Below are 22,934 nucleotides of genomic sequence, written 5' to 3' on the forward strand. Positions count from 1 at the left end.
ACGGCGACCGGCACCGATGGGACTCGGCCCGGGCGCATCCCGGGTCGGGATGTGTGAAGCTGGAGGGCATGAGCGAGCAAGACGGCGCACCCGAGGTCTGGCCGACCAGAGACTCCACCGTGGTCGACGCGTCGGTGGAGGACGTCATGGCGGTGATCGCCGACTTCGCTGCCTATCCGGAGTGGTCCGCGTCGATCGACGCCGCCGAGGTGCTGTCGACGGGCGCGGACGGTCGCCCGGACAGAGTGCGGTTCCAGCTGCGGGCGGGCGCGATCGTCGACGAGTACGTGCTCGTCTACTCCTGGTCGGCGGACCACCGCTCGGTGGAGTGGCGCCTCGAGAGCTCGACACTCCAGCGGGACCAGCGCGGGTCCTACCGTCTGGAACCCGTGGAGGCCGGTACGCGGGTGGACTACGAACTGGAGATCGCACTGACCGTGCCGGTGATCGGGAGTCTGCGCAGCCGTGCGCAGCGACGCATCCTGGGCGATGCGCTCAGCGAGCTCAAGCGACGGGCCGAGTCCCGGTGAACCACACCCGTGTGGTCGTCGTCCTCGGCGGCGACCCGGCCGAACGCGCCGGCGTCACCGGCGGACTGCTCGCGGACCCCGGGCGGACCGCCCTGGTGCTGACCGGGCATCCCGATGCCGTCGACCCCCGCCTCGACACCTCCGACGAGGGACCGGTCGAGGTCCGCGCGGACGACCCGACCGCGAGGCTGGAGGCGTACCGATCCGGCGCGGCCGACCCGGATGACGACGTGCTGGCCGCCCTCTCCGCCGGCGGGGACACACCGCTGGCGGCCGTGCTCGGCTGGGAGTACGCGCGCCGTGCCGCGGCATCCGGTTACTGGGACGTCGTCGTGGTGGAGCTCGACGGGGACCTGGCCGCCGTCCGCCGCATCGCCGCGGCCGGGGAACTGGCCGCGTTCGTCGAGTCGCGGTGGCCGGCGAACGTGCGCTTCGCGTCCATGGCCGCCGGAGCCCGTGCGGATGCCCGGGTCCGGGAGGCGCACCGGCTCGCGCTGCTCGCAGGTGACGTGGCCGGCTTCCTCGCGGGCCCGCTCGAGGTGATCGTGGTCGGCCGAGCACCGGAGCGAACGGCCGCGATGGCGGCGCTCGCGCGCGGCGCCGTGCGACCCGAGGTGGCGCCCGACGGCGCCGGGGGGTACCGCGTCGAGTACCCCGTCCCGACCCCGCCCTCCGCGCCGGCGTCGGTCGAGGGCGACCGGCTCCGCCTCGAACACGACGGGTTCCGTGCCACTCTCGGTCTGCCCCCGCTGCTGACCCGCTGCGTCCTCGTCGACTCGACGTTCGACGCCGACGCCGGCCGGGTGCGGCTGCGCTTCCTCCCGGACCCCGATCTGTGGCCGCAGAACCTCGTGCCGTCCGGCTCCGCCGGCACGGCCGGGTAGTATCCGCATTCGTCGATTGCCACCACAAGAGGACCGGGGACCGCGTTGCTGTACTACCTGTTCAAATACGTGCTCATCGGCCCGTTCCTCCGGGTCACGAGTCGGCAGGTCGTGACGGGACGCGAGCACTTCCCGGCCAGGGGTGCCGCGCTGCTCGTCGGCAACCACCAGTCGATCGCGGACTGGCTGTTCACCCCGCTGCTCCTGCCTCGCCGGGTGACGTTCCTGGCGAAGAGTGACTACTTCACGGGCACCGGGATCCGAGGGATGCTCAGCCGGTGGTTCTTCGCCGGTTCCGGGCAGTACCCGATCGACCGCACCAACGCCGACGCCGCACAGGCGGCCCTGGACGCCGGTCTCGAGGTCCTGTCGTCCGGGCAGATCCTGTGCATCTACCCGGAGGGCACCCGCTCCCCGGACGGGCGGCTCTACCGGGGCAAGACCGGACCGGCCCGGCTGGCGCTGCGCGCGGGCGTACCGATCATCCCCGTGGGGGTCTCCGGCACCGGCGAGTACGTGCGCAAGGCGACCAGGTTCCGGTTCTTCCCGCGGACCGAGGTCCGCGTGATGCTCGGCGAGCCGCTCGACCTCTCGCCGTGGGCCGGCCGTGAGGGCGACCGGGCGGCCGAGCGCGAGGTCACCGACGAGCTCATGCGACGCATCCAGGCCCTCACCGGCCAGGAGTACGTCCACGACATCTACGGCGCGGTCATGAAGAAGCGATACCAGGCGGTGCGCGAGTCGGGGCACAACCTGCTCGACCAGCCCGTCGACGGGCAGCGCTGACGAGGTGCGGTACTTCTACGACTGCGAGTTCATCGAGGACGGCACGATCATCGACCTGGTGTCGGTGGGGGTCGTCGCGGAGGACGGTCGCGAGTTCTACGCGGTGTCCACCGAGTTCGACTCGTCGACGGCCGGCCCGTGGGTCCGCCGCAACGTCCTGCCCAAACTCCCCAACCCGTCGTCCGGGGCGTGGATGTCGAGGTCCCGGATCCGCGACGAGCTCTACGACTTCGTCACGGCCCCGCCCACCGGCCCGGTCGAGATGTGGGCGTGGATCGGCGCCTACGACCACGTCGCGGTGTGCCAGCTGTGGGGCGACATGACGAAGCTCCCGGCGGCGATGCCCAAGTTCACCCGCGACGTCCGCCAACTGTGGGAGCTCGCCGGTCAGCCGGAGCTGCCGGCGCACCCCGGGGGTGCGCACGACGCGCTCGGTGACGCCCGCCACGTGGCGATGCGGTTCCGGGCCATCGCCGAGCAGGCGCCCCACCTGGGTCTCTGAGGCCTCGCCCGCGCGCGGTGGCGTATCGTCGCCGGGGTGAGCAACTGGACAGTCGACGTCGACATCGCGCAACTCCCCGACCTGCCGCCGCTCTCCGCGGACCTCGACAGGCAGTTGGCCGATGCCCTCTCCCGGCCGGCGCTGCAGCAGCCGTCGTGGGACCCGCAGCACGCCGCCGCCATGCGCAAGGTCCTCGAGAGCGTCCCGCCGATCTGCGTGGCCTCCGAGGTCGAGCACCTCTCGGACCGCCTGGCGGACGTGGCCCACGGTCGGGCGTTCCTGCTGCAGGGCGGTGACTGCGCCGAGACGTTCGAGGCCAACACCGAGCCCCACATCAAGGGCGTGATCCGCACGCTCCTGCAGATGTCGGTCGTGTTGACCTACGGCGCCTCGATGCCCGTGGTCAAGGTCGGTCGCATCGCCGGCCAGTACGCCAAGCCGCGCTCCGCCGACCGCGACGGCACCGGACTGCTGTCCTACCGGGGGGACATGGTCAACAGCATCGAGGCGGACGAGTCCGCCCGCGAGCACGACCCGTCCCGCCTGGTCCGCGCCTACGCCAACGCGGCCGCGGCGATGAACCTCGTCCGCTCCCTGACGGCGTCGGGCACCGCCGACCTGCACCGCGTGCACGAGTGGAACATGGAGTTCGTCGCCGGTTCGCCGGCCGGTGCCCGCTACGAGGCCCTGGCCGCGGAGGTCGACCGGGGCCTGCGCTTCATGGACGCGTGCGGCGTCTCCGACGCGAACCTGCGGTCCGCCGACATCTTCTCTTCCCACGAGGCCCTGGTTTTGGATTACGAGCGGGCGATGCTGCGCCTGGCAGACGACGGGACGGGACTCACCGGTGACGCCGAGCCGGGTCTGTACGACCTGTCGGCCCACTTCCTGTGGATCGGGGAGCGCACCCGCGGCATCGACGACGCCCACGTGGCGTTCGCCTCGCTCATCCAGAACCCCATCGGACTGAAGATCGGGCCCTCCACGACGCCCGAGCTCGCGGTCGAGTACGTCGAGAAGCTCGACCCTCACAACCGGCCGGGCCGACTGACCCTGGTCTCCCGCATGGGCAACGACAAGGTCCGCGAGGCTCTGCCGCCGATCGTCCGTGCGGTGGAGGCCACCGGGCACAAGGTCATCTGGCAGTGCGACCCGATGCACGGCAACACCCACTCCACGTCGAACGGGTACAAGACCCGCCATTTCGACCGGATCATCGACGAGGTTCAGGGCTTCTTCGAGGTGCACCACGCGCTCGGGTCGCATCCCGGCGGGATCCACATCGAGTTGACCGGCGAGGACGTCACGGAGTGCCTCGGCGGCGCCCAGGACATCTCCGACCTGGATCTGGCGGGCCGGTACGAGACGGCCTGCGACCCGCGGCTCAACACCCAGCAGTCGCTCGAGCTGGCCTACCTGGTCGCGGAGATGCTGCGCCACTGACGCGTCGGGCCCGGCCGCCGGCGCGACGCGTCAGCCCTGGGCCGCGTCAGCCCTGGGCCGCGTCAGCCCAGGGCCGCGTCAGCCCAGGGCGTCGATCTCGACCTCGCTGCCCCGAGCCACCACCCGGCCGGGCAGCGGGGTCTGGCCGTAGACGATGCCGCTCGACGTCCCCGCGTCGATGGTGGCGCGCAGTCCGGCCTCCTGCAGTCGCTGGCGGGCGTCGGACGCGCGTGAGCCCAGCACGACCGGGACGGTCACCGCGTCCGACGGCACGATCCGCAGCACGGCTCCCGACGGGTCGAGGCGGGTCCCGGCGGGCGGCTCGGTACGGACCACCCGACCGTCGGCGACCTGACGATCGGTGACGGGCGACTCGAGGACGACCATGAACCCGGCCTTCTCGAGCACGTCGGTCGCCTCGTCGACGGGCACGTCCCTGATGTCGGGCACGGTCAGTGCGTTGGAGACCAGCAGGACGACCCCGTCGCCGCGGGACACGTCGGTCCCGGCGTCCGGGTCGGTGCCCACGGCCAGGCCACCGTCCACCTCGTCGTCGTACACCCTCCTGACCTGCGAGACGGCGAGCCCGGCGCCCTCGAGGGCGGCGCGCGCCTGGTCCTCGGCCAGGCCCACCACCTCCGGCACGGCCACCGGCGCCGGCCCGGAGCTGGTGATCATGGCCACGCGCGTGCCCACGTCGACGGTCGTGCCCGCGCCGGGCTGCAGCGACACCACCTGGCCGACTGGCACCGAGTCGGAGTACTCGGTGCCGCCGCGCACCGGCTCCAGCGAGTTCTCACGGAGGGCGGCCGAGACGGCGTCGACGGTGCGGTTCGCACCCACCTCGGGCACCACCGGGCGCCCCACCGACACCAACACGGCGACGGTGTCCCCGCGGGGCACCTTCTCACCCGCCGCGGGGTCGGTGCCCACCAGGCCGGAGGGGGGGACGTCGTTGCTGAAGGCGTCGCGCGTCGCGGCCGCGAGCCCCACGGCGTTGACCGCGTCGGTGGCCTGGCCCACCGACATCCCCTGGACGGCGGGCACCTCCACGAACCGCCCCGAGCCGAGCCACCAGCCGGCGACGGCCAGTCCGATCGCGGCGGCGAGCACCACGATGAGCCATAACATGCCGCGCTGTCGGCGCGGCCGGATGATGTCGCGGTCGGGCGCGGCCTCCATCTCACCGCGCGGCGCGCGGGCGGGCTCGGCGTGCCCGCCGGCCGGGGGCGCCGGGGCGAGGTCGGCGCGTGTCTGGACCCGGGTGGGCGTCGGACCGTCGCCGCGGCGCAGGGCCTCGCCGCTCTCGCGGTCGGCGGCGTCGAACTCGGATTCACCGCCCGGGGTGGCGCGCGCGGCGTTCGCCCGGGCCCGCGTCCACGAGGACTGCCTCGGCGCCGGGACGACGTAGTCGGGGAACCGCCCGATCTTGGCGGCGCGATCGAGGTCGCGCAGCATCTCGTCGGCGTCGGCGTAGCGGTCCTCGCGGCTGCGGCGGGTGGCGCGCAGGACCAGGTGGTCGAGGTCCTCGGCGACGGTGTCGGACTGGTCGGACGGCGCGGGGACGTCGGTGTCGAGGCGACGGTAGGCCACCGCGATGTTGTTGTCACCGCTGAACGGCGGCTCCCCGGTGAGCATCTCGTAGGTCAGCACGCCCAGGGAGTACAGGTCGGAGCGCGGGTCCGTGTCGGCGCCGGAGATCTGCTCGGGGGAGAGATAAGCGGCGGTGCCCATGACCACGCTGCTGGAGGTGGCGCGCGACTCGGCGACCGCGCGGACCAGGCCGAAGTCGGCCAGCTTGACCGCGCCGGTCGTCGAGATCAGGACGTTCTCGGGTTTGATGTCCCGGTGGACGAGGCCGGCGGCATGGGCCTCGCGGAGCGCGCCGAGCAGCGGGCGCAGTACGGCGGCCGCGGGGTACGGCGGCATCGGCCCGCGCTCGTCGAGCAGTTCCCGCAGCGTGCCGCCGGGCACCAGTTCCATGACGAGGAACGCGGTCCCCGCCTCGACGCCCTGGTCGAAGACCTGGACGATCCCCGGATCGGACAGGCGCGCCGCCGACCGGGCCTCGAGCGTGAACCGGTCCACGAACGCGCGGTCGCCGGCGAGGGTGGGGTCGAGCAACTTGACGGCGACGTGACGGTCGAGCCGCTCGTCCGTGGCCAGGTGGACCGTGGACATGCCACCGCGGGCGATCACGGCGTCGAGCCGGTAGCGCCCGTCGAGCAGGGTGCCTGGTCCGGGGGGCTGCCCGTCGTAAGTGCTCATATCGTCCATTCTGCCCCTCCCGCCCCGTCCGCGGTACGTCCGGAGACGTCCCGACGCGGCCCGGGGTCTAACGTGGGAGGCGTGAGTACCGTTCCGCACTGCGACGACGTCCTGCCCGCCGGGGCCGAGACCATCAACCTGCCCGAGGTGTCCGCGCGCCTCGACATCCCGGTGACCCGCGTGCACGATCTGCTGCGCGACGGGACACTGCTCGCCGTCCGCCGCGCGGGCGTCGTCGTGGTGCCGGCCGTCTTCCTGGACGACGACGAGGTCGTGCGGTTCCTCCCGGGACTGATCGCCGTCCTGCGGGACGGGGGTTATCGGGACGAGGAGATCCTGCGGTGGCTGTTCACCGAGGACGACAGCCTGCCCGGCCGCCCGGCCGACGCGCTCCACGGCCATCGCGCGCGTGAGGTCATGCGTCGCGCGCAGGCGATAGCGTTCTGACGGCAGTCGCGTCGGTGCGCGCCTCGGCGGTCGAACGCCACCACCACCAGACCGCGGCGGCGGACGCCACGAGGGCGGCCCCGACGAGCGTGGGGCTGTAGAGGCTGGTCGAACCGTTGGGGCCGATGGCCATGACGAGGAAGACGGTCACGCCGACCGCCGCGGTCGTCGCGCGTGGGCCGGGACGGGCGACGAACCAGAACGCCGCCACCCACACGTGGTACCACGGCCAGGACAGCGAGTTGAGCACCACGAAGGCGAGCAGCGCGACCATGATGCCGCGCAGCGCCGAGCGGGTGTCCCGGCGGTACAGCCACCACACCACGACCAGCGTCACCCCGAGGACCACACGTCCCACCTGGCGGGTCACGGCGAGGACGTCCTCGAAGCCGGGGGTGTCGAACGCGGCGTGGACGAGGTGGGCCACGGCGGTCGGCGCGCTCAGGTAGTTGATGACCCGGTCGGAGACGGAGATGGCGTCCACCCAGCCGAGGCCCGTGCCGGCGGCCAGGGTGGCCAGCGCGAATACGACGACCGCCGCGCCCGCGGCGACGACCGTGTCGAGGATCGCGCCCACGAGAGGACTGCCGGGCGGCCGCGGAAGAGGCCGCGTGGAGCCCTGTAGTCGCCGGCGCCGGTCGAGGGCGATCCACAGCAGGAACGGCGCGACGATCACGGCGGTGGCCTTGAACGCCACCGCGAGGCCGATCGCGGCCCCCGCCCACGCGTAGCGCCGGTCGAGGGTGAGCACGACCGCCGCGAGGCACGCCACCAGGGGGAAGATCTCGTTGTGCAGGCCGCCCGCGAGGTGGATGACGGTCAGTGGTGACGCGCCGGCCATCCACACGGCCGCGCCCGCGTCGACCCCGGCGCGGCGAGCAGCCGCCGCCACGAGCGCGACGAGCCCGGCCAGCGCGACCAGCACCAGCACACGCAGGATCAGCACGCCCACCGCGGGATGCCCGCCCGACAGGGCCACGACGCCGCGCATGAGGAGCAGGTGCAGGGGGCCGTAGGGGGTGGCGGTGGACTGCCAGTCGGAGCTGACCTCGGTGGTGAACGGGCCGGGGTTGGCCTCGGGCCCGTACTCGTACGGGTCGACGCCCGCGGCGGTCATCGCGCCCTGAGCCAGGTACGACCACGCGTCGCGGCTGAACAGGGGGACCGCGGGCAGCAGCGGCAGCGACCACAGCGCGGTGGCCCACGCGGCGTCGCGTGTGGGGAGCCGTCCGGAGACCGCTCGGGGGCCGAGCGAGAGCCACGACGTGACCAGGAGCGCGACGCCCGCCCAGCACAGGACGAGGGCCAGGACCTCACCGTGGCCGAACGTGAAACCGGGCAGGCCTATCGCGACCGCGGGGCCGCCGTCGACCGGCAGCGCGCCGGCGCCGAAGCCGGAGACGGTGAGCAGTGCGGAACCGAGGACGCCCCGCCACAGCGCGGGGCCGGACGGGCCGGTGAGGGCGGCGCGGGCGGAGCCCACCGCCGAGGTGGTCCGGGTGGGCGGGCGTGACGACGACGAGGAGTTCCGCTCAGGTCGGCGTCCCGTGGCAGCGGGCACGGGTCAGGCCCGTCGGCGGGTCGCGGCCTCCGCGAGGTCCCGCAGCATGTCCCGCCCGTGTGCGCTGATCGCCTCCGAGGCGATCGCGTCCAGCGCGCGGGCGGTCAGCTCCTCGATCTCGGTCTCGACGGAGGCGACCGCCCCGGAGTCCACGAGGACGGCGCGGGCCCGTTCGAGCGTCGGGCCGTCGGGTTCGGTTCCCAGAACTCCGGCGAGGAAGCGCGCGTCCTCGCCGGGCGCGAGGGTCATCGCGCGGGCGAGCAGGAGGGTGCGCTTGCCCTCACGGAGGTCGTCCCCGGACGGCTTCCCGGTGACCTCCGGGTCGCCGAACACCCCGAGCAGGTCGTCACGCAGCTGGAACGCCTGGCCCACGGCGACGCCGAACTCCCTCAGCGTGGCGACCGTCTCGTCGGTCGCGCCGGCGAGCTCGGCCCCGATGTGCAGGGGCCTCTCGACGGTGTAGGCCGCGGTCTTGAAGCGGTTCACCCGGGCGGGGGTCTGCTCATCCGTGGCCCCCGACGCCTCGGCGAGGATGTCGAGCATCTGGCCGGACAGGACCTCGGTCTTCATGGCGTGCCACGGGCCGAGCGCCCGGCCCAGCGCGGCCGGGTCGACGCCGGACGTCACGAACATCTCGTCGGCCCAGCTCAGCGCGAGATCGCCGACGAGGATCGCCTGCGATACCCCGTAGCGGGCGGCGTCGCCGTCCCACCCGTCCCGGCGGTGCGCGGACTCGATCGCGCGGTGCACGGTGGGACGGCCGCGGCGGGTGTCGGAGGCGTCGACGATGTCGTCGTGGACGAGGGCGCACGCCTGGATCAGTTCGAGGGCGGCGCAGGCGGTCACGACCTCCTCGGGCGCCGGGCCGGCGTCGGGCCGGGACGCGGCCCATCCGGCCAGTGCGAACCGGGGCCGCATCCGCTTGCCGCCGTCGAGCACGAAGTCCGACAGGAGCCCGGCCAGCCGGTCCACCCGCTCGTCGATCGCGGCGACGACCGTGCGGCGTCCCTCGATGTGGCGGCGGAGCGTGGCCAGGACGCGTTCTCCGTCGTCGGGGCGGGTCGCCATGACCACGGGCACCATCCCTTCCGGGCGCCCGGTCCGGCCGCCCTCGTCGACGACGATCCTAGTCGTCGGGCGGCGGCCGGACCGGACGCGTGTCGGGCTACCCTGGTCGGGTGACCCAGCTACCCGACCCAGACCCGACGGACGGCGGCCGGCACCCGAGCATCGTGGAGAGGATCGCGACGTCGACCACCCCGAGGGTGCCGTTCTCCGTCGAGTTCTACCCGCCCCGTGACGAGGCCGCCGAGGAGCGCCTGTGGCGCGCGGCCTCGGTGTTCTCGGAGCTCGGGGCGGCGTTCGTCTCCGTGACGTACGGGGCGGGCGGGTCGACGCGCGACCGGACCGTCCGCGTCGTCGAGCGCATCGTCCGGGAGACCGATCTGGTCCCGATCGCCCATCTCACGGCGGTCGGGCACACGGTGGACGAGCTCGCCGACATGATCCGCATGTACGGGGAGGTGGGGGTGTCCAATATCCTCGCGCTCCGCGGGGACCCGCCCGGGGACCCGTTGGGGGAGTGGACGGCGCACCCGGAGGGACTGCGCTACGCCGAGGAGCTCGTCCGGTTGATCCACGAGGTGGGGGACTTCCACGTGGGCGTGGCGTCGTTCCCCGAGGGGCACTACCGGGCGCGCGACCTCGATCACGACACCGAGGTCCTGGTCGGCAAGCTGCGCGCGGGTGCCGAGTACTCCATCACGCAGATGTTCTGGGACGTCGAGCACTACCTGCGCCTGCGGGACCGCGCCATAGCGGCCGATCCGGAGCAGGGCGCCAAGCCCATCATCCCCGGTCTGATGCCGGTCACCAGTCTGCGTCAGGTCAAGCGGATGGTCGAGCTGTCGGGGTGCGCGCTGCCCGACGACCTGGCCGAGCGGCTTCGGACCGCCGCGGGGGACGGGCCGGAGGAGAACCGCGAGGCGGTGCGCGAGGTGGGGATCGACCTGACCACCCGGATGTGTGAGCGGCTGATCGCCGAGGGCGTGCCGTGTCTGCACTTCAACACCCTCAACTTCTCGCGGGCCACCCGCGAGGTCCTCACGAACCTGTCGATGGCGCCCGCGCCCGGGGTGGCGACCAGCCGGATCTGACCGCCTCAGCGCACCAGGCGGTCCGCGCGGGCCCTCGCGGTCCGCGCGGCCAGGATCGTCCCGATGGACACCAGCAGGGCGGCGCCGATGCCCACGATCATCCACACGGCGAAGCCGCGGGTGGCGGGGTCGGGGTACGAGGACGAGGCCTGCATCCGGGTGATCGAGCCCGGCGCCGGCGTCCAGCTCACGGAATTCCCCGCTCCGACGGTCCCGTTGGTCTCGCTGATGCGGTTGGGGAACGTCAGGTCGACCCGCGTCGTCGTCGACCCGGCGCGATCGGCCGGGAGCATCGACAGGTCGATCGCGCCGCTGAACGACACCGTGTCACCGCTGCGGCGGAACCCGAGCGTGTAGGGGCGGGCGCCCTCGATGTCGATCGCCAGTGTGAGCGTGTCCATCTCCGCGAACGTCAGTTGGGTGAAGTAGATCTCCCGGCCGGTGAACCCGTCCGCCGAGTAGGGCGTGATCCGGACCTTCTGCTCGAGGCCGGACGGCGCGCCGAGCCGCTCGAGGGCCGCCGCCTGCTCCGGTTGATCGCCGGCGATGAGGATGCGGCCGGAGACGGTGTCGTCCTTGCGGACGCTCATCTGGGCGTTGAGCTGGAGACACCCGGTGAGCACTATCAGGAGGGCGGCCAGCGTGGTGAGGCCCGCGACCCGTCGGGGCAGCCGCGAGCGGCCGGAGGCGGCTGAGGGGCGCACGGTCGTGTAGCGCGCGGTCGTGGGGCGCCGGAGCGGTCGGGGCACGGTCACGGCGGTCATTCTGCCCGTACTCCCCGACGCCATAGCGTCGACCTGCCGAGCCTACGTCCGACGAGCCGCGCCACCGTCCTGCCGCTGGCGCCGATGACGCCTCCGCCGGGGTGGGTGGACGCCCCGGCCAGGAACACCCCGTCGGCGCCCGGGACCGCGTGGCCGCGCAGGTCGGGGTGCGGGCGCATCGGCAGCATCTGGTCCAGCGACATCTCCACGTGCATGACGTTCCCGCCGAGCAGCCCGAGCTCGGTCTCCAGGTCCTCCGGGGTCTGGACGTGACGGTGGACGATCGAGTCCGCCAGGCCCGGGGCGAACCGGTCCGCCGCGGCGATGATGCGGTCGGCCTCCGCGGGCCCTGCCTCGGACCAGCCCCGCCCGTCGGCGAGATGGCGTGGGTGCCACTGCGACCAGAGGGTGAGCTCGTGCCGGCCTGCCGGAGCGAGGGAGGGGTCGAGCGAGCTGAAACTCATGGCCAGGACGGCGGGGTCCGCGTCGAGCCCCCCGGCGGCGGCGACGCCGTAGCGCCGGTCGAGGTGTCGCCGGTCGGTGACGAGCAGCTGCAGCCCGTGGGCGCTGGTCTCGGTGGGCACGCCCGGATAGCGCGGCAGGTCGGTGGTGCCCAGCCGGACGACCATCCCCAGTCCGAAGCCGGGGCGGATCCGCCGTCGCCACCCGGCCACCGTCGTCGCGGGCAGTTCGTGCTCGAGGAGGTCGAGGGTCGTGTGGACGTGGCACGCCGCCACCACCGTCGAACAGTGGAGGGAGTCCCCGCCCTCGGTGTCGACGCGCCAGCCCGGACCCGAGCGGCGGATCGCGGTGGCGCCCGCGCCGGCGGTGACCGTGCCGCCGTGCGCCCGGATCGCCGACGTCAGTGCGTCAGCGAGCGCCCCCGATCCACCGACCGCACGCCCGGGCGGGATCCGGTGCATCAGCGCCGCGAATCCGATCATCGGGGCCGTGGCGGGGTGCGACATCGGCGGACCGGACTGGGCCCCGAACCACGACAGCGCGGCCTTGAGTCGCTCGGAGTCGAACATCGAGTCCAGGAGCGCGTCACCGGAGGACAGGAACGTCTGGGCCGCGCCGAACGGGTCGCGCAGGTCCTCGGCCCCGAGGAACGCCGACCCGAGCCCCGGCGCGGTGGGCCGCACGGAAAAGCCCTTCATCATGCGTCCCGCGAGGACGTCCCACCGCCCGACGAACCCGCGGTACGCGTCGGCATCGGCCTCCCCGCAGGCGGCGGCGATGCTGGCGCACGTCGCGTCGAGGTCGCGGTGGAAGACGATCGGCGGCGCGCCGGACCCGGGCGGAGCGGGCGCGAACCCCCAGGGATCGCAGTCGATGTAGCGCAGTCCGTGGGCCGCGAGGTCCAGCTCCTCCGGGATGCCGGTGTGCCGGATCATGAGATGCGCGGACGACCCGCGATCGGTCCGGTGGCCGGGGTACCTCTCCACCGTGGAGGTGGCGCCACCGATCACGGTGTCCTTCTCCACCACGCGGACGTCGTGCCCGGCGCGGGCGAGATAGGCGGCGCAGACCAACCCGTTGTGGCCCGAGCCGATCACCACCACGTCATGACGCGGGCTCACTCGTCGGTCCCCGGGCCGGGAAGCGGCAGCGGGCGCTCCAGCACCGCGAACGGCCGGGCGTCACCCTCAAAGCGGTACGACCGCAGCACGTCGGTGAAGCCGAGCGACCGGTACAACCGCCACGCGCTGTTGTCCTCGCCCTCGACCTCGGGGGTCGACAACAGCACCCTGCTCTCCGGCCGGTCCGCCAGGAACCTGCGCAGCAGGGTCCCGCCGATACCGCGGCCCTGGTGGGTGGGCGAGACGTGCAGCTCGGTCAGTTCGACATAGTCGGACGGGAGCTCCCGGCCCCGGTCGCGCAACCCCCGGGAAACCTGCTCGTACCACCACTGGCCGGGCGCACCGTGGTAGCCGTAACAGATCGCGACCAGAGGGCCCCTCGACTGTCCGAGCAGGCGCCGGCGCGGGGCCTCAAACGCGGCCACCCCGGACCAGCCGTCGCGGTAGCTGTGCTCCATCCAGGCGGCCGCCCGGGAGCGGATCACCTGCGACGGATAGCCCATGGCGTCGACGTAGACCCCCAGAGCCTCGGGCAGTCGGTCTCGGAAGTCGGCGGCGTCCAGCCGGGTGATCACGGTGTCCATCCACCCCATTTCATCACGGGCGCGGATCCGGGGCGCCGGGATGTGTCGTACCCCGGCGATACCGTGCGCGCAGACGCGGAGATGCAGGAGGCGGAGGTGCAGCAGATGGACATGAGGAAGACGCGGACCACGAGCAGGACGCGGTCGTCCCGCCGGGGTGCCGCGGGGTCCCTCGGCCGCGCCGGGCGCGCCGAGGCGCATCGTGGCCGTGCGGTCGCGGCGGCCGACCCGTCGGAGCGCTTCGTCGAGGCGTACCGCGCCGCCAGGTGCGCCGCCGGCGCGTTGCTCGCTCCGGGGTTACGGCGTCGCGGTCCGGTCGATGTCTGGCACCGGCTCGCGGCGGAGGTGCCGGAGTTGGGCGAGTGGGCGACCGCCCTCGGCGGGTACTCCGCTCTCGCGGCCGCCGTCGAGGACGGGCTCCCGCGGACGATCTCGGCCCGCATGGCGGACGATTTCCTGTGGGCGGTGGGCCGCTTCATGGACCTGGTGGACCGGCGCCTGGGCGTCCTGGGCCCCGCGGCCTGACCCGTCCGGCCGCGGACCCGCCGTCCCCCTGGCCCGTCCAGGGGAATCCCGGTGGTCCCGGCCGCGTTGCCCTCGTATGATGGGGAGAACCATGACCGGCTGATCACCGTCCGCGGTCGGTGCGAACCGACCGAGCCGGCCACGCTCGTCATCACGAGCATCTGAAGGAGGTCGAAGTGCCCCTGTCCGAGCACGAGCAGCGCATGCTCAAGGAGATCGAGAGCGCGCTCTACGCCGACGACCCCAAGTTCGCGTCGTCCGTCCGTAAGACCGGCGCGAGTGGCGCCCGGCGTCCCGCGGGCCTGGTCGTGGCGCTCGCCGTCCTCGGTGTGGCACTTCTCATCGGTGGTCTGGCCCTCGACGTCAAGCCGGGCGGTTTCCCCGTGCTGAGCCTCGTCGGATTCCTCGTCATGTTCGCGGCCGGGGTGCTCGCGCTGCGTTCGACGCCGTCCGCGGGAGCGCCGGGCGTCAAGAACGCCGGGGGCCCGCGTGTCCCCGGGGCCGGGCGGACCTCATCGAAGTCCTCCGACGGTCGGTCTTATTCCTCGAGGATGGAGGACCGCTTCCGCCGTCGCTTCGAGCAGGGGCCCTGATCGTCCGACGGCCTCCGGGCCGACCACGACGCTTCAGATGAAGGGGTGAGCGCACCAGCGTTCACCCCTTCACCCATTTCCCGGCCCACCGGCCCACCGGCCCACCGGCCCACCGGCCCACCGGCCCACCGGCCCGAGGCCCACCGGCCCGAGGGCCGTCGGCCCCGCGGCTCGCCGGCAGCGGCTCGCGCAGTCGGCGTCTCGCCGGCGGGTCTTAACGCCGAGCCTGGAGCCGCCCCCGGCCCTGGCGTCTCGCTCGCGCGGATGTACGCCGAGCACGCAGCCGCTCCCGGGGATGGCGTCTCGCACCCCCCGCGGTGCGCGCGAGACGCCATGTTGGCGTGCGGCTGCGGCTGAGCGGGCCGGGCGGCTGCGGCTGAGCGAGCTGGGCGGCTTCGGCTGAGCGAGCTGGGCGGCTTCGGCTGAGCGGGCCGGGCGGCTGAGCGGGCCGGGCGGCTGCGCGCCCACCCCTCCCCGCCCCGGAGCCCCACCACGCCCCACCCCGTGGCCCCACCATTCCCCACCATCGTGGCTGTGACCGTCTCATGGGCTACTTCAGTCACATCAGCCTCAGTAAGTCGCTGAATGTGCGGTTCGTGACGCGGGCTCGGCGGCCGGGGGTCGGCCGCGTCGACGAGGCGGAAACCGTCTGAAGTGCAGTGATGTAAGACGGTGGGGAGAAGTGGGGCGCAGGCCTTGTTTGTGGGGCGTTGTGGGGTACAGTGGGGCACGTAAGGAGCTCGATGGGCCTGGACCCCAGGAGGTGGCGGGTGACCGACACCGATCCCGTCGACTCCGGACGCGAACGAGCCTTCGTCGGGTACGGGACCCACCGTCCCAAGCTCGACGACAAGGGGCGGCTGACGATCCCCGCCAGATTCAGGCCCGGCCTGGCGGACGGGGTGGTGGTGTGTGGGTGGTTCACCAACACGCTCTCGGTCTTCCCTGAAGACGAGTTCGACGCGCTGGTCAGAAAGGTCCGGCCGACCGCCAACCTCAGCGAGAGGCACATGGCGTTCTTCCGGCTCCTGGTGAGCGGCGCGGAAGTCCAACAACTGGACTCGCAGGGACGGATCTCCATCCCCGCGAGTCAGCGGAACTACGCGGGTCTGGACAAGGACTGCGTCGTCAACGGCCTCGGGGAGCGTCTCGAGGTCTGGGACGCCGAGGCGTGGGACCGCTACAGCGCGGAGAACCTACCCGTGTTCTCCGAGATGGAGGGCACCTCGCTCGGGATCGAGTTCTGATCCCGAGAGAGGAAGGACGAGAACGCACACGAGAGCACGACGGACGGAGCCCCCCGGCCCCTGCCCGGCACCACCCTGACGTACTTCCCCGACGCCAGGTGGGTACCGGACGGGGACCAGGGGGCTCCACCACAACCGCCGGAGCACCGACGACCGGACGCGAGGAGGCGAGATGGCAGAACGGCCCGATGCCGACCGCGACGCCACGCGCTCCGGGCACATCCCCGTCTTCCTCGAGCGCACCATCGAGCTCTTCCGTCCCGTTGTCGAGGCCGCCGCGGAGGAGGGGCGCGCACCCGTCATCGTGGACGGCACCCTCGGTCTCGGTGGGCATTCCTCGCACCTGCTGGCCGAGTTCGGCGAGTTGCGTGTACTCGGCGTGGACCGTGACCCCGAGGCGCTCGACATGGCGACCCGCCGGCTCACCGCCTATCGCGGCCGCTTCACTCCCGTCCACGCCCGCTTCGACGACTTCGACAGCGTCACTGCGGCGCTACCTCCGGATGCGCGTGACGACGCCGGCCCGGCGATCGACGGCATCCTCCTCGACTTCGGCGTCTCCTCGATGCAGCTCGACGTCGCCGAGCGCGGATTCGCGTACTCGGTGGACGCGCCGCTCGACATGAGGATGGACCCCACCACCGGCCCGACCGCCGCCGACATCCTCGCCGACTATCCGCGCGACGACATCGCCCGGGTCCTCCGGGTGTACGGCGAGGAGCGCTTCGCCCGGCAGATCGCGGCCGCGATCGTCCGCCGACGCGACACCGATCCCATCGTCACCAGCTCACAGCTGGTCGAACTGCTCTACGACACGATCCCCCAGGGCGCCCGCCGGACCGGTGGGCATCCGGGCAAGCGAGTGTTCCAGGCCCTGCGCATCGAGGTCAACGCCGAACTCGAGGCCGTCGAGAACGCCGTGCCCGGCTACCTCGACCTCCTGCGGTTCGGCGGTCGCGCGGTCTTCATGGCGTACCACTCCCTCGAGGACAAGATCGTCAAGCGCGAACTCGCGACCCGCACCGCCTCCCGCACCCCGGCGGGCCTGCCGGTGGAGCTGCCCGGCCACGGCCCCGAGTTCGAGGCCGTCACCAGGGGAGCGGAGAAGGCCTCTCAGGAGGAGATCGACCACAACCCGCGCTCGGCCTCGGTCCGGGTGCGATGCGTCCGGCGTATCGACGGGAGAACCCCATGACGAGCACGATCGACACGCCCGGCACCGTTGACGGGCTCGACACCCACCCGGCCCCCGGCGCGGACGCCGACGCCCCGGCCGGGGCGGGACGGGCCGTCGGCCTCCGACGCAGGCCGGTCACGCGCTCCGTCCGTGGCCGTCGCACCGTGGTCGTCCCCGCGGAACGTCTGAGCCCCGCGGAACTGGCCGCGAGGGTGCCCTTCGTCGTCGTCCTGCTCCTCCTCATCGGCGCAGGCGTCGGCGGCACCCTCCTACTGTCGGCCCAGACCACCCAGGACACCTACGACCTCAAGAACGCACGCGACGCCAACGTCGAACTGGTCGAGCGGATGGAGGCGCTCCGCGCGTCCAACGAGCGCGCCCGCTCTGCCGAGGTGCTCGCGCAGCGCGCCGAGAAGCTGGGCATGGTCGGCGTCGCCAGCGCACCCATCCTGACCCGGGGATCCGACGGCGTCATCGAGATCGTGGGGGAGCCGGAAGCCAAGCTCGGCGCGCCGATCAAGCCGCTCCAACCCGCTCCGGTAGCGTCCGAGCCGTCGAGGTCGTCCGACCGGGACGCGTTCGATGCGCCGCCCGCACAGGCGCCGCAGGACCGGACCCCCCGCGGCGTCGCCCCCGTTCCTTATCCGCCGCTCGCCGGCCCGCCGTCCCCCATGGTCGAACCGGCGCCGCCGGCCCCCGCCGCCGACACGGGTCCCGCCCCTGACCCGGTGTCCCCGGCCGCGCCGCCCGCCCCGGCGGCTCCTGGTGACGGTGCCGCGACGCTCGCCCCGGTGCCCGGACAACCCTTCTAGCACCCCACCCGAAAGGCCCCCGAGATGACCGAACGACGCACCCCGGAAGCGGGACGCCGGGCTACCTCGGGTGACCCGCGCGCCACCGAACCGCGCGTCGGACGGCCACCGAACCGGTTCGGGCGGGTTCTCACCACCAACTCGACCGAGCGCCGGTTCACCTTCATGCGGTCCGCGTTCGCGCTGATCATGGTGATCGCCCTCGTCAAACTCTTCTGGGTGCAGACCATCGGGGGCACCGAACTCGCGGCCCGCGCCGAGAGCCAGCGGCAGGTCCACCAGGTACTGCCGGCCACCCGCGGGGCGATCGTCGACCTGGACGGCGACCCCATCGCCTTCACCCGCGAGGCTCGCGACCTGTCGATCCAGCCGCTCGTCGAACAGCAGAACGCCGAGGCCCGCCGCGAGCTCGACAGCACCAAGCCGACGTGGGACGAGCTCGTCGTGGAGATCGCCGACGAGTTCGAGGCCGTTCTCGGCGACGCCGTCGACCGCGACGAGATCGAGGCCAAACTCTCGTCCGGCGGAGGCTTCACCTACCTCGTCCGCAACGTCGACGTCACCCAGGCCAACGCGATCGTCCGCAAGTACCCGATGGTCGGCGCCGAGCGCGTCGACATCCGCGAGTACCCGGGCGGCGCACTCGCCGCCAACGTCGTCGGCGCCACCACCAAGAGCGACGAGGGCAAGCTGATCGGCCTGCAGGGCATCGAGTCCCACTTCAACGATCAGCTCGACGGCGAGGACGGCCGGCAGACCTTCGACCGGGCCCAGGACAACACGGTCATCCCCGGCACTCTGCGCAACATCACCGAACCCCGCGACGGCGACACGATCCGCCTCACCCTCGACGCCGACCTGCAGTGGCACGTCCAGAAGGCCATCCAGTCCGCCAAGGACACCTCCGGCGCGAAGAGCGCCTCGGCCGTCGTCCTGGACGCGCGGACCGGCGAGGTGCGGGCGATGGCCAACGACAACACGTTCAACCCGGCCGTCGGAGTGGGCGCCGAGCTCGAGCGTGGCGCCGACCTCGGCAACCCGGCCATCACCTCCCCGTTCGAGCCGGGCTCCGTGCAGAAGATCATCACCGCGGCAGCCGCGATCGAGGCCGGACTGACCCACCCGGACGAGGTGCACTCGGTCGACGGCAGCATCCGCATGGAGGGCGTCACGGTCTCCGACGCGTGGCAGCACGGACCCACGCCCTACACCACCACCGGCATCTTCGGGAAGTCCTCCAACGTCGGCACCCTCATGCTCGCCCAGCGGCTGGGCAAGGAGCCGTTCTCGCAGTACCTGGAGAGGTTCGGCCTCGGCCAGCGCACCGGTATCGAACTGGCGGGGGAGTCGGAGGGCCTCGTGCCCGACCTGCAGAACTGGCAGGGGGGCACGTTCGCCAACCTGCCGATCGGGCAGGGCCTGTCCATGACCACCCTGCAGATGGCCGGGATCTACCAGACCATCGCCAACGACGGCGTCCGGGTGCCGCCCCGGATCGTCGCCGAGCGGGTCGGTCCTGACGGCGAGAGCCACCCCACCGAACGCCCCGAGGGCGAACGCGTGGTCAGCACCGAGACCGCCCGCACCGTGCGCGACATGTTCCGCGCGGTCGTGCAGTCCGGGCCCGGCGCCCAGGCCGGTACCGGCCCCCAGGCCGCGGTGGCCGGCTACCAGATCAGCGGCAAGACCGGCACCGCGCAGCAGATCGACCCGGGCTGCTCCTGCTACTCCAACTCGCGGTACTGGATCACCTTCGCGGGCATCCTGCCGGCCGACGACCCGCGCTACGTGATCGCCATCATGCTCGACGCGCCCTCGCGCGGCGTCCTCGGCGCGTCGGCCGCCCCGCTGTTTCACGACATCGCGTCATGGCTGGTCAACAGGGACAACATCCCCCCGTCCGCCCCCGCGCCGGAACTGGTCCTGCAGGCGCGGTGACCGACGCCCGGCAGGGTAGCGTGTAGCGGGTTCACGGGAGGGATCGAGCGAGGAAGGCGGGGCGAGGACAGGCGATGACCACGGCGCGACAGCTGGCAGATGCGGTGGGGGCCAGGCTCCTCGGCGACAGGTCCGGGGCCGACGTCGACCTCACCGGGGCGACCATCCGGGCCCAGGACTGCGGTCCGGGCATCCTCTTCGCCGCCCTGCCCGGTACCCGGGTCCACGGCGCCTCCTTCGGTGCCACCGCCGTCGAGGCGGGCGCGGCCGCGGTGCTCACCGACCCCGAGGGCGTCGAACTGATGTCCGCCGTCGCCGGACGCCTGCCCGTCCTCGTCCACCCCGCCCCGCGGGCGGTACTCGGCGCCGTGTCCGCGGCGGTGACCGGCGACCCGTCCGCCGACCTCGACGTCGTCGGCATCACCGGCACCTCCGGCAAGACCACCACCACCTACCTCGTCGAGGCCGCCCTCGAGAGGTGCGGGCACGTGGCCGGTCTCATCGGCACCACCGGTAGCCGCGTGGACGGCCGCGCCCTGCCCAGCCGACTCACCACCCCCGAGGCCCCCGAGTTCCAGGCACTACTCGCCCGGATGCGGGCCGAGGGCGCCCGCGCCGTCGCGGCCGAGGTGTCCAGCCACGCCCTGCGGCTCGGCCGGGTGGACGGCGTCCGGTTCGCCGTGGGTGCGTTCCTCAACCTGTCACAGGACCACCTCGACTTCCACCCGAGCATGGACGACTACTTCCGCGCCAAGGCGCGGCTGTTCGACGTCGAGGCGGACCCCGGCTCGGCGGTGTGGCCGGCCGAGCGGGCGGTCGTCGTCATCGACGACGAGTGGGGCCGGCGCCTGGTGGGGATGCGCCCGGACGCGGTGACCGTCTCCGCCGATCCCGACGCCGACGCCGACTGGACGGCCGGCGAGTCAACCCCGACGGACCGCGACACCCAGGAGTTCACCGTCCACGGGCCCCGCGGGTTGACCGTGGACGTCGAGCTCCCGCTGATGGGCCGGTTTAACGTGGCCAACGCCCTCGTGGCGCTGGCGATCGTCGACGCCCTGGGTGGGGACGTCGCCGCCGCCGCGGGCGGGCTCATGCGGGTGCGGGTGCCCGGCCGTCTCGAGCCGGTCGTGCGCGGTCAGGACTTCCGCGTCCTCGTGGACTACGCCCACAAGCCCGGTGCGGTCGCCGCGGTCCTGCGTTCGGTCCGCGCGCAGACCGAGGGGCGCGTGGCCGTGGTCCTCGGCGCCGGAGGCGACCGCGACCCGGGCAAGCGGCCCAAGATGGGCGCCGCCGCGGCCGAGATCGCCGACCTCGTGGTGGTGACCGACGACAACCCCCGCAGCGAGGACCCCGCCGCCATCCGCGCCGCCGTCCGCGCGGGGGCCGAACAGGCCGCCGGGCCCGACACCCGCGTCGAGGAGGTCGGCGACCGCGGCGCCGCGATCGCCACCGCGATCGACTGGGCCCGCGCCGGCGACGTCGTCGTGATCGCCGGGAAGGGACACGAGACCGGTCAGGAGGTCGCCGGCGTCGTGCACCCGTTCGACGACCGGGCCAGGGCCGCGGAAGAACTCGTCAGACGACTCGGATACCGCGCCCCCACGGGCGAGACGGAGGACAGCACACCATGATCGACCTCACCCTCGGCGAGATCGCGGGGATAGTCGGCGGTCGGTTGGTCGGTGGTGACCCGTCGACGGCCGTGACCGGCACCGTGGAGTTCGACTCCCGCCGCCTCACCCCGGGCGGGCTGTTCCTCGCCCTGCCCGGCGAACGCGTCGACGGCCACGACTTCGTCGCCCGCGCGCTCGACGCGGGTGCGGCCGGTGCGCTCGTCGCGCACGAGGTCGACGGCGTGGACGGTGCGCAGATCGTCGTGCCCGCGGTCGACCGTCGCGAGACCAACGCCATGGCGCTGGCCGCCGACACCGACGGCTCCGGCGCCGCCGTGCTCACCGCGCTCGGCGCCCTCGCGCGCGCCAGCGTCGACCGGCTGGTCGCCGACCACGGGCTCGTCGTCGTGGGGGTCACCGGGTCGTCGGGCAAGACCAGCACCAAGGACCTCATCGGCGCCGTGCTGTCGGCGGCCGGTACGGTCGTCGCGCCCCCGGGCTCGTTCAACAACGAGATCGGCCACCCGTGGACCGCGCTGCGCGCCGACGAGGACACCGATTTCCTCGTCCTCGAACTCAGCGCCCGCGCGCCCGGCAACATCCGCGAGCTCGCGGCCCTCGCGCCCCCGCGCGTCGGGGTGGTCCTCAACGTCGGTACCGCGCACCTGGGCGAGTTCGGCTCGCGCGAGGTCATCGCCGCCACCAAGGGCGAGCTCGTCGAGGCGCTGCCGGACGCCGCGCACGGCGGGGTCGCCGTCCTCAACGCCGACGACGACCGTGTCGCCGCCATGGCCGGCCGTACCTCCGCCGAGGTCGTGACGGTGGGGCTGGGCGGGTCCGCGGACGTCCGTGCGGAGGGGGTGAGGCTCGACGACGAGGTGCGCGCCTCGTTCACGCTGGTCACCCCGCGGGGTGAGGCGGAGGTCGCGCTTCGCGTGCACGGCGAGCACCAGGTGGGCAACGCCCTGTCGGCGGCCGCGGTGGGTCTCGCGTGCTGGATGGAGGTCGAGCGGATCGCGGCGGCGCTGGGTACCGCCGAGGCCGCGTCCGAGCGGCGGATGGACGTGCGCGTCACGGCCGACGGGATCACCGTCATCAACGACTCCTACAACGCCAACCCCGATTCGATGCGGGCGGCGCTGAAGTCCCTGGCCGTCATGGCCCGGTCGGGCGGCGGCCGGCCGCGCCGGACGTGGGCCGTGCTGGGGGAGATGGCGGAGCTCGGCGAGGACGCGGTGATCGAGCACGACCTCATCGGACGCTTCCTCGTCCGGCTGGACGTGTCCCAGCTGGTGGTCGTGGGGCTGGGCAGGCCCCAGCGCGCGATGTTCCAGGGCGCGATCCAGGAGGGGTCGTGGGGATCCGAGGCGGAGCACGTCGCCACCGCCGAGGAGGCCGTGGAGATCCTGGACTCGAGGCTCGAGCCGGGCGACATCGTCCTGGTCAAGGCCTCGGCGGCCGTCGGCCTGTGGAGTGTCGCGGAGCACGTGCTCGCGGCGCGCGGTGAGGAGAAGTAGT

21 protein-coding genes are annotated in these 22,934 nt (G+C 73.1%); 15 read left to right on the forward strand and 6 right to left on the reverse strand.

What is annotated here, in order from left to right; translation table 11 throughout:
- Positions 1-68 precede the first annotated feature (68 nt).
- From C3V38_RS12060 to C3V38_RS12080, 5 genes are read left to right on the forward strand one after another with little or no spacing between them, the layout of a single operon-like run.
- Complete coding sequence (locus tag C3V38_RS12060; protein ID WP_106385837.1) at positions 69-530, forward strand: SRPBCC family protein; 462 nt, start codon at positions 69-71, stop codon at positions 528-530.
- Entirely contained in the window at positions 527-1,414 is an 888-nt protein-coding gene (locus C3V38_RS12065) for a hypothetical protein (protein WP_106385838.1), read from the forward strand. Before C3V38_RS12060 ends, C3V38_RS12065 begins: the two co-directional genes overlap by 4 nt.
- A gap of 45 nt (positions 1,415-1,459) precedes the next feature.
- Positions 1,460-2,200, forward strand: a complete 741-nt coding sequence (locus C3V38_RS12070) for a 1-acyl-sn-glycerol-3-phosphate acyltransferase (RefSeq protein ID WP_106385839.1) — start codon at positions 1,460-1,462, stop codon at positions 2,198-2,200.
- Between the two features lie 4 nt (positions 2,201-2,204).
- Positions 2,205-2,702 carry a polyadenylate-specific 3'-exoribonuclease AS gene (locus C3V38_RS12075; RefSeq protein WP_106385840.1) on the forward strand — a complete coding sequence of 166 codons (498 nt, stop codon included), beginning with the start codon at positions 2,205-2,207 and terminating at the stop codon, positions 2,700-2,702.
- 36 nt (positions 2,703-2,738) lie between these two features.
- Entirely contained in the window at positions 2,739-4,145 is a 1,407-nt protein-coding gene (locus C3V38_RS12080; RefSeq protein ID WP_106385841.1) for a class II 3-deoxy-7-phosphoheptulonate synthase, read from the forward strand.
- Between the two features lie 78 nt (positions 4,146-4,223).
- Here C3V38_RS12080 and pknB read toward each other — a convergent pair whose 3' ends face one another.
- Entirely contained in the window at positions 4,224-6,413 is a 2,190-nt protein-coding gene (gene pknB / locus C3V38_RS12085) for a Stk1 family PASTA domain-containing Ser/Thr kinase (protein ID WP_254425968.1), read from the reverse strand.
- Positions 6,414-6,494: 81 nt separating this feature from the next.
- Here pknB and C3V38_RS12090 point away from each other — a divergent pair, with 81 nt between their 5' ends.
- Positions 6,495-6,860, forward strand: coding sequence for an Rv2175c family DNA-binding protein (locus tag C3V38_RS12090; protein WP_106385843.1), 366 nt, complete (start codon positions 6,495-6,497; stop codon positions 6,858-6,860).
- Here C3V38_RS12090 and mptB read toward each other — a convergent pair.
- A complete protein-coding gene (gene mptB, locus C3V38_RS12095) occupies positions 6,829-8,421 on the reverse strand; it encodes a polyprenol phosphomannose-dependent alpha 1,6 mannosyltransferase MptB (RefSeq protein WP_254425969.1) in 1,593 nt (530 codons plus the stop codon). The genes C3V38_RS12090 and mptB overlap by 32 nt on opposite strands.
- Before the next feature lie 3 nt (positions 8,422-8,424).
- On the reverse strand, positions 8,425-9,504 hold the full coding sequence (locus C3V38_RS12100) for a polyprenyl synthetase family protein (protein ID WP_106385845.1): 1,080 nt from the start codon (positions 9,502-9,504) through the stop codon (positions 8,425-8,427).
- Positions 9,505-9,599: 95 nt separating this feature from the next.
- On the opposite strand from C3V38_RS12100, the gene metF reads away from it, so the two are divergent.
- The gene (gene metF / locus C3V38_RS12105) at positions 9,600-10,577 is read left to right on the forward strand and encodes a methylenetetrahydrofolate reductase [NAD(P)H] (RefSeq protein WP_106385846.1); all 978 of its coding nucleotides are present in this window, start codon (positions 9,600-9,602) and stop codon (positions 10,575-10,577) included.
- Positions 10,578-10,582: 5 nt separating this feature from the next.
- On the opposite strand, the gene C3V38_RS12110 is transcribed toward metF, so the two are convergent.
- From C3V38_RS12110 to C3V38_RS12120, 3 genes are read right to left on the reverse strand one after another with little or no spacing between them, the layout of a single operon-like run.
- A complete protein-coding gene (locus C3V38_RS12110; RefSeq protein WP_106385847.1) occupies positions 10,583-11,341 on the reverse strand; it encodes a DUF3153 domain-containing protein in 759 nt (252 codons plus the stop codon).
- On the reverse strand, positions 11,338-12,924 hold the full coding sequence (locus C3V38_RS12115; RefSeq protein WP_106385848.1) for an NAD(P)/FAD-dependent oxidoreductase: 1,587 nt from the start codon (positions 12,922-12,924) through the stop codon (positions 11,338-11,340). The genes C3V38_RS12110 and C3V38_RS12115 overlap by 4 nt, the downstream gene beginning before the upstream one ends.
- On the reverse strand, positions 12,921-13,508 hold the full coding sequence (locus C3V38_RS12120; protein WP_007630676.1) for an N-acetyltransferase: 588 nt from the start codon (positions 13,506-13,508) through the stop codon (positions 12,921-12,923). The genes C3V38_RS12115 and C3V38_RS12120 overlap by 4 nt, the downstream gene beginning before the upstream one ends.
- A gap of 105 nt (positions 13,509-13,613) precedes the next feature.
- Between C3V38_RS12120 and C3V38_RS12125 the strand changes: the two genes are divergently transcribed.
- The 8 genes from C3V38_RS12125 (at position 13,614) to murF (ending at position 22,933) form a co-directional block, all read left to right on the forward strand.
- A complete protein-coding gene (locus C3V38_RS12125; protein WP_254425971.1) occupies positions 13,614-14,033 on the forward strand; it encodes an SAV_6107 family HEPN domain-containing protein in 420 nt (139 codons plus the stop codon).
- Positions 14,034-14,209: 176 nt separating this feature from the next.
- Positions 14,210-14,626: a DUF3040 domain-containing protein gene (locus tag C3V38_RS12130; RefSeq protein ID WP_106385849.1), complete on the forward strand. Its 417-nt coding sequence runs from the start codon at positions 14,210-14,212 to the stop codon at positions 14,624-14,626.
- Positions 14,627-15,396: 770 nt separating this feature from the next.
- Positions 15,397-15,873, forward strand: a complete 477-nt coding sequence (mraZ, locus tag C3V38_RS12140; protein ID WP_007629002.1) for a division/cell wall cluster transcriptional repressor MraZ — start codon at positions 15,397-15,399, stop codon at positions 15,871-15,873.
- A 172-nt stretch (positions 15,874-16,045) separates the two neighbouring features.
- Positions 16,046-17,068: a 16S rRNA (cytosine(1402)-N(4))-methyltransferase RsmH gene (rsmH, locus tag C3V38_RS12145; protein WP_061228922.1), complete on the forward strand. Its 1,023-nt coding sequence runs from the start codon at positions 16,046-16,048 to the stop codon at positions 17,066-17,068.
- A complete protein-coding gene (locus C3V38_RS12150; RefSeq protein ID WP_106385851.1) occupies positions 17,065-17,862 on the forward strand; it encodes a hypothetical protein in 798 nt (265 codons plus the stop codon). The genes rsmH and C3V38_RS12150 overlap by 4 nt, the downstream gene beginning before the upstream one ends.
- 24 nt (positions 17,863-17,886) lie before the next feature.
- Entirely contained in the window at positions 17,887-19,800 is a 1,914-nt protein-coding gene (locus tag C3V38_RS12155; protein ID WP_106385852.1) for a penicillin-binding protein 2, read from the forward strand.
- Between the two features lie 74 nt (positions 19,801-19,874).
- Complete coding sequence (locus C3V38_RS12160; RefSeq protein ID WP_106385853.1) at positions 19,875-21,434, forward strand: UDP-N-acetylmuramoyl-L-alanyl-D-glutamate--2,6-diaminopimelate ligase; 1,560 nt, start codon at positions 19,875-19,877, stop codon at positions 21,432-21,434.
- Positions 21,431-22,933, forward strand: coding sequence for a UDP-N-acetylmuramoyl-tripeptide--D-alanyl-D-alanine ligase (gene murF, locus C3V38_RS12165; RefSeq protein ID WP_106385854.1), 1,503 nt, complete (start codon positions 21,431-21,433; stop codon positions 22,931-22,933). Before C3V38_RS12160 ends, murF begins: the two co-directional genes overlap by 4 nt.
- Position 22,934: the final 1 nt, after the last annotated feature.

It is taken from the genome of Dietzia sp. oral taxon 368 (genome assembly GCF_002999155.1).
GTDB lineage: Bacteria > Actinomycetota > Actinomycetes > Mycobacteriales > Mycobacteriaceae > Dietzia > Dietzia cinnamea.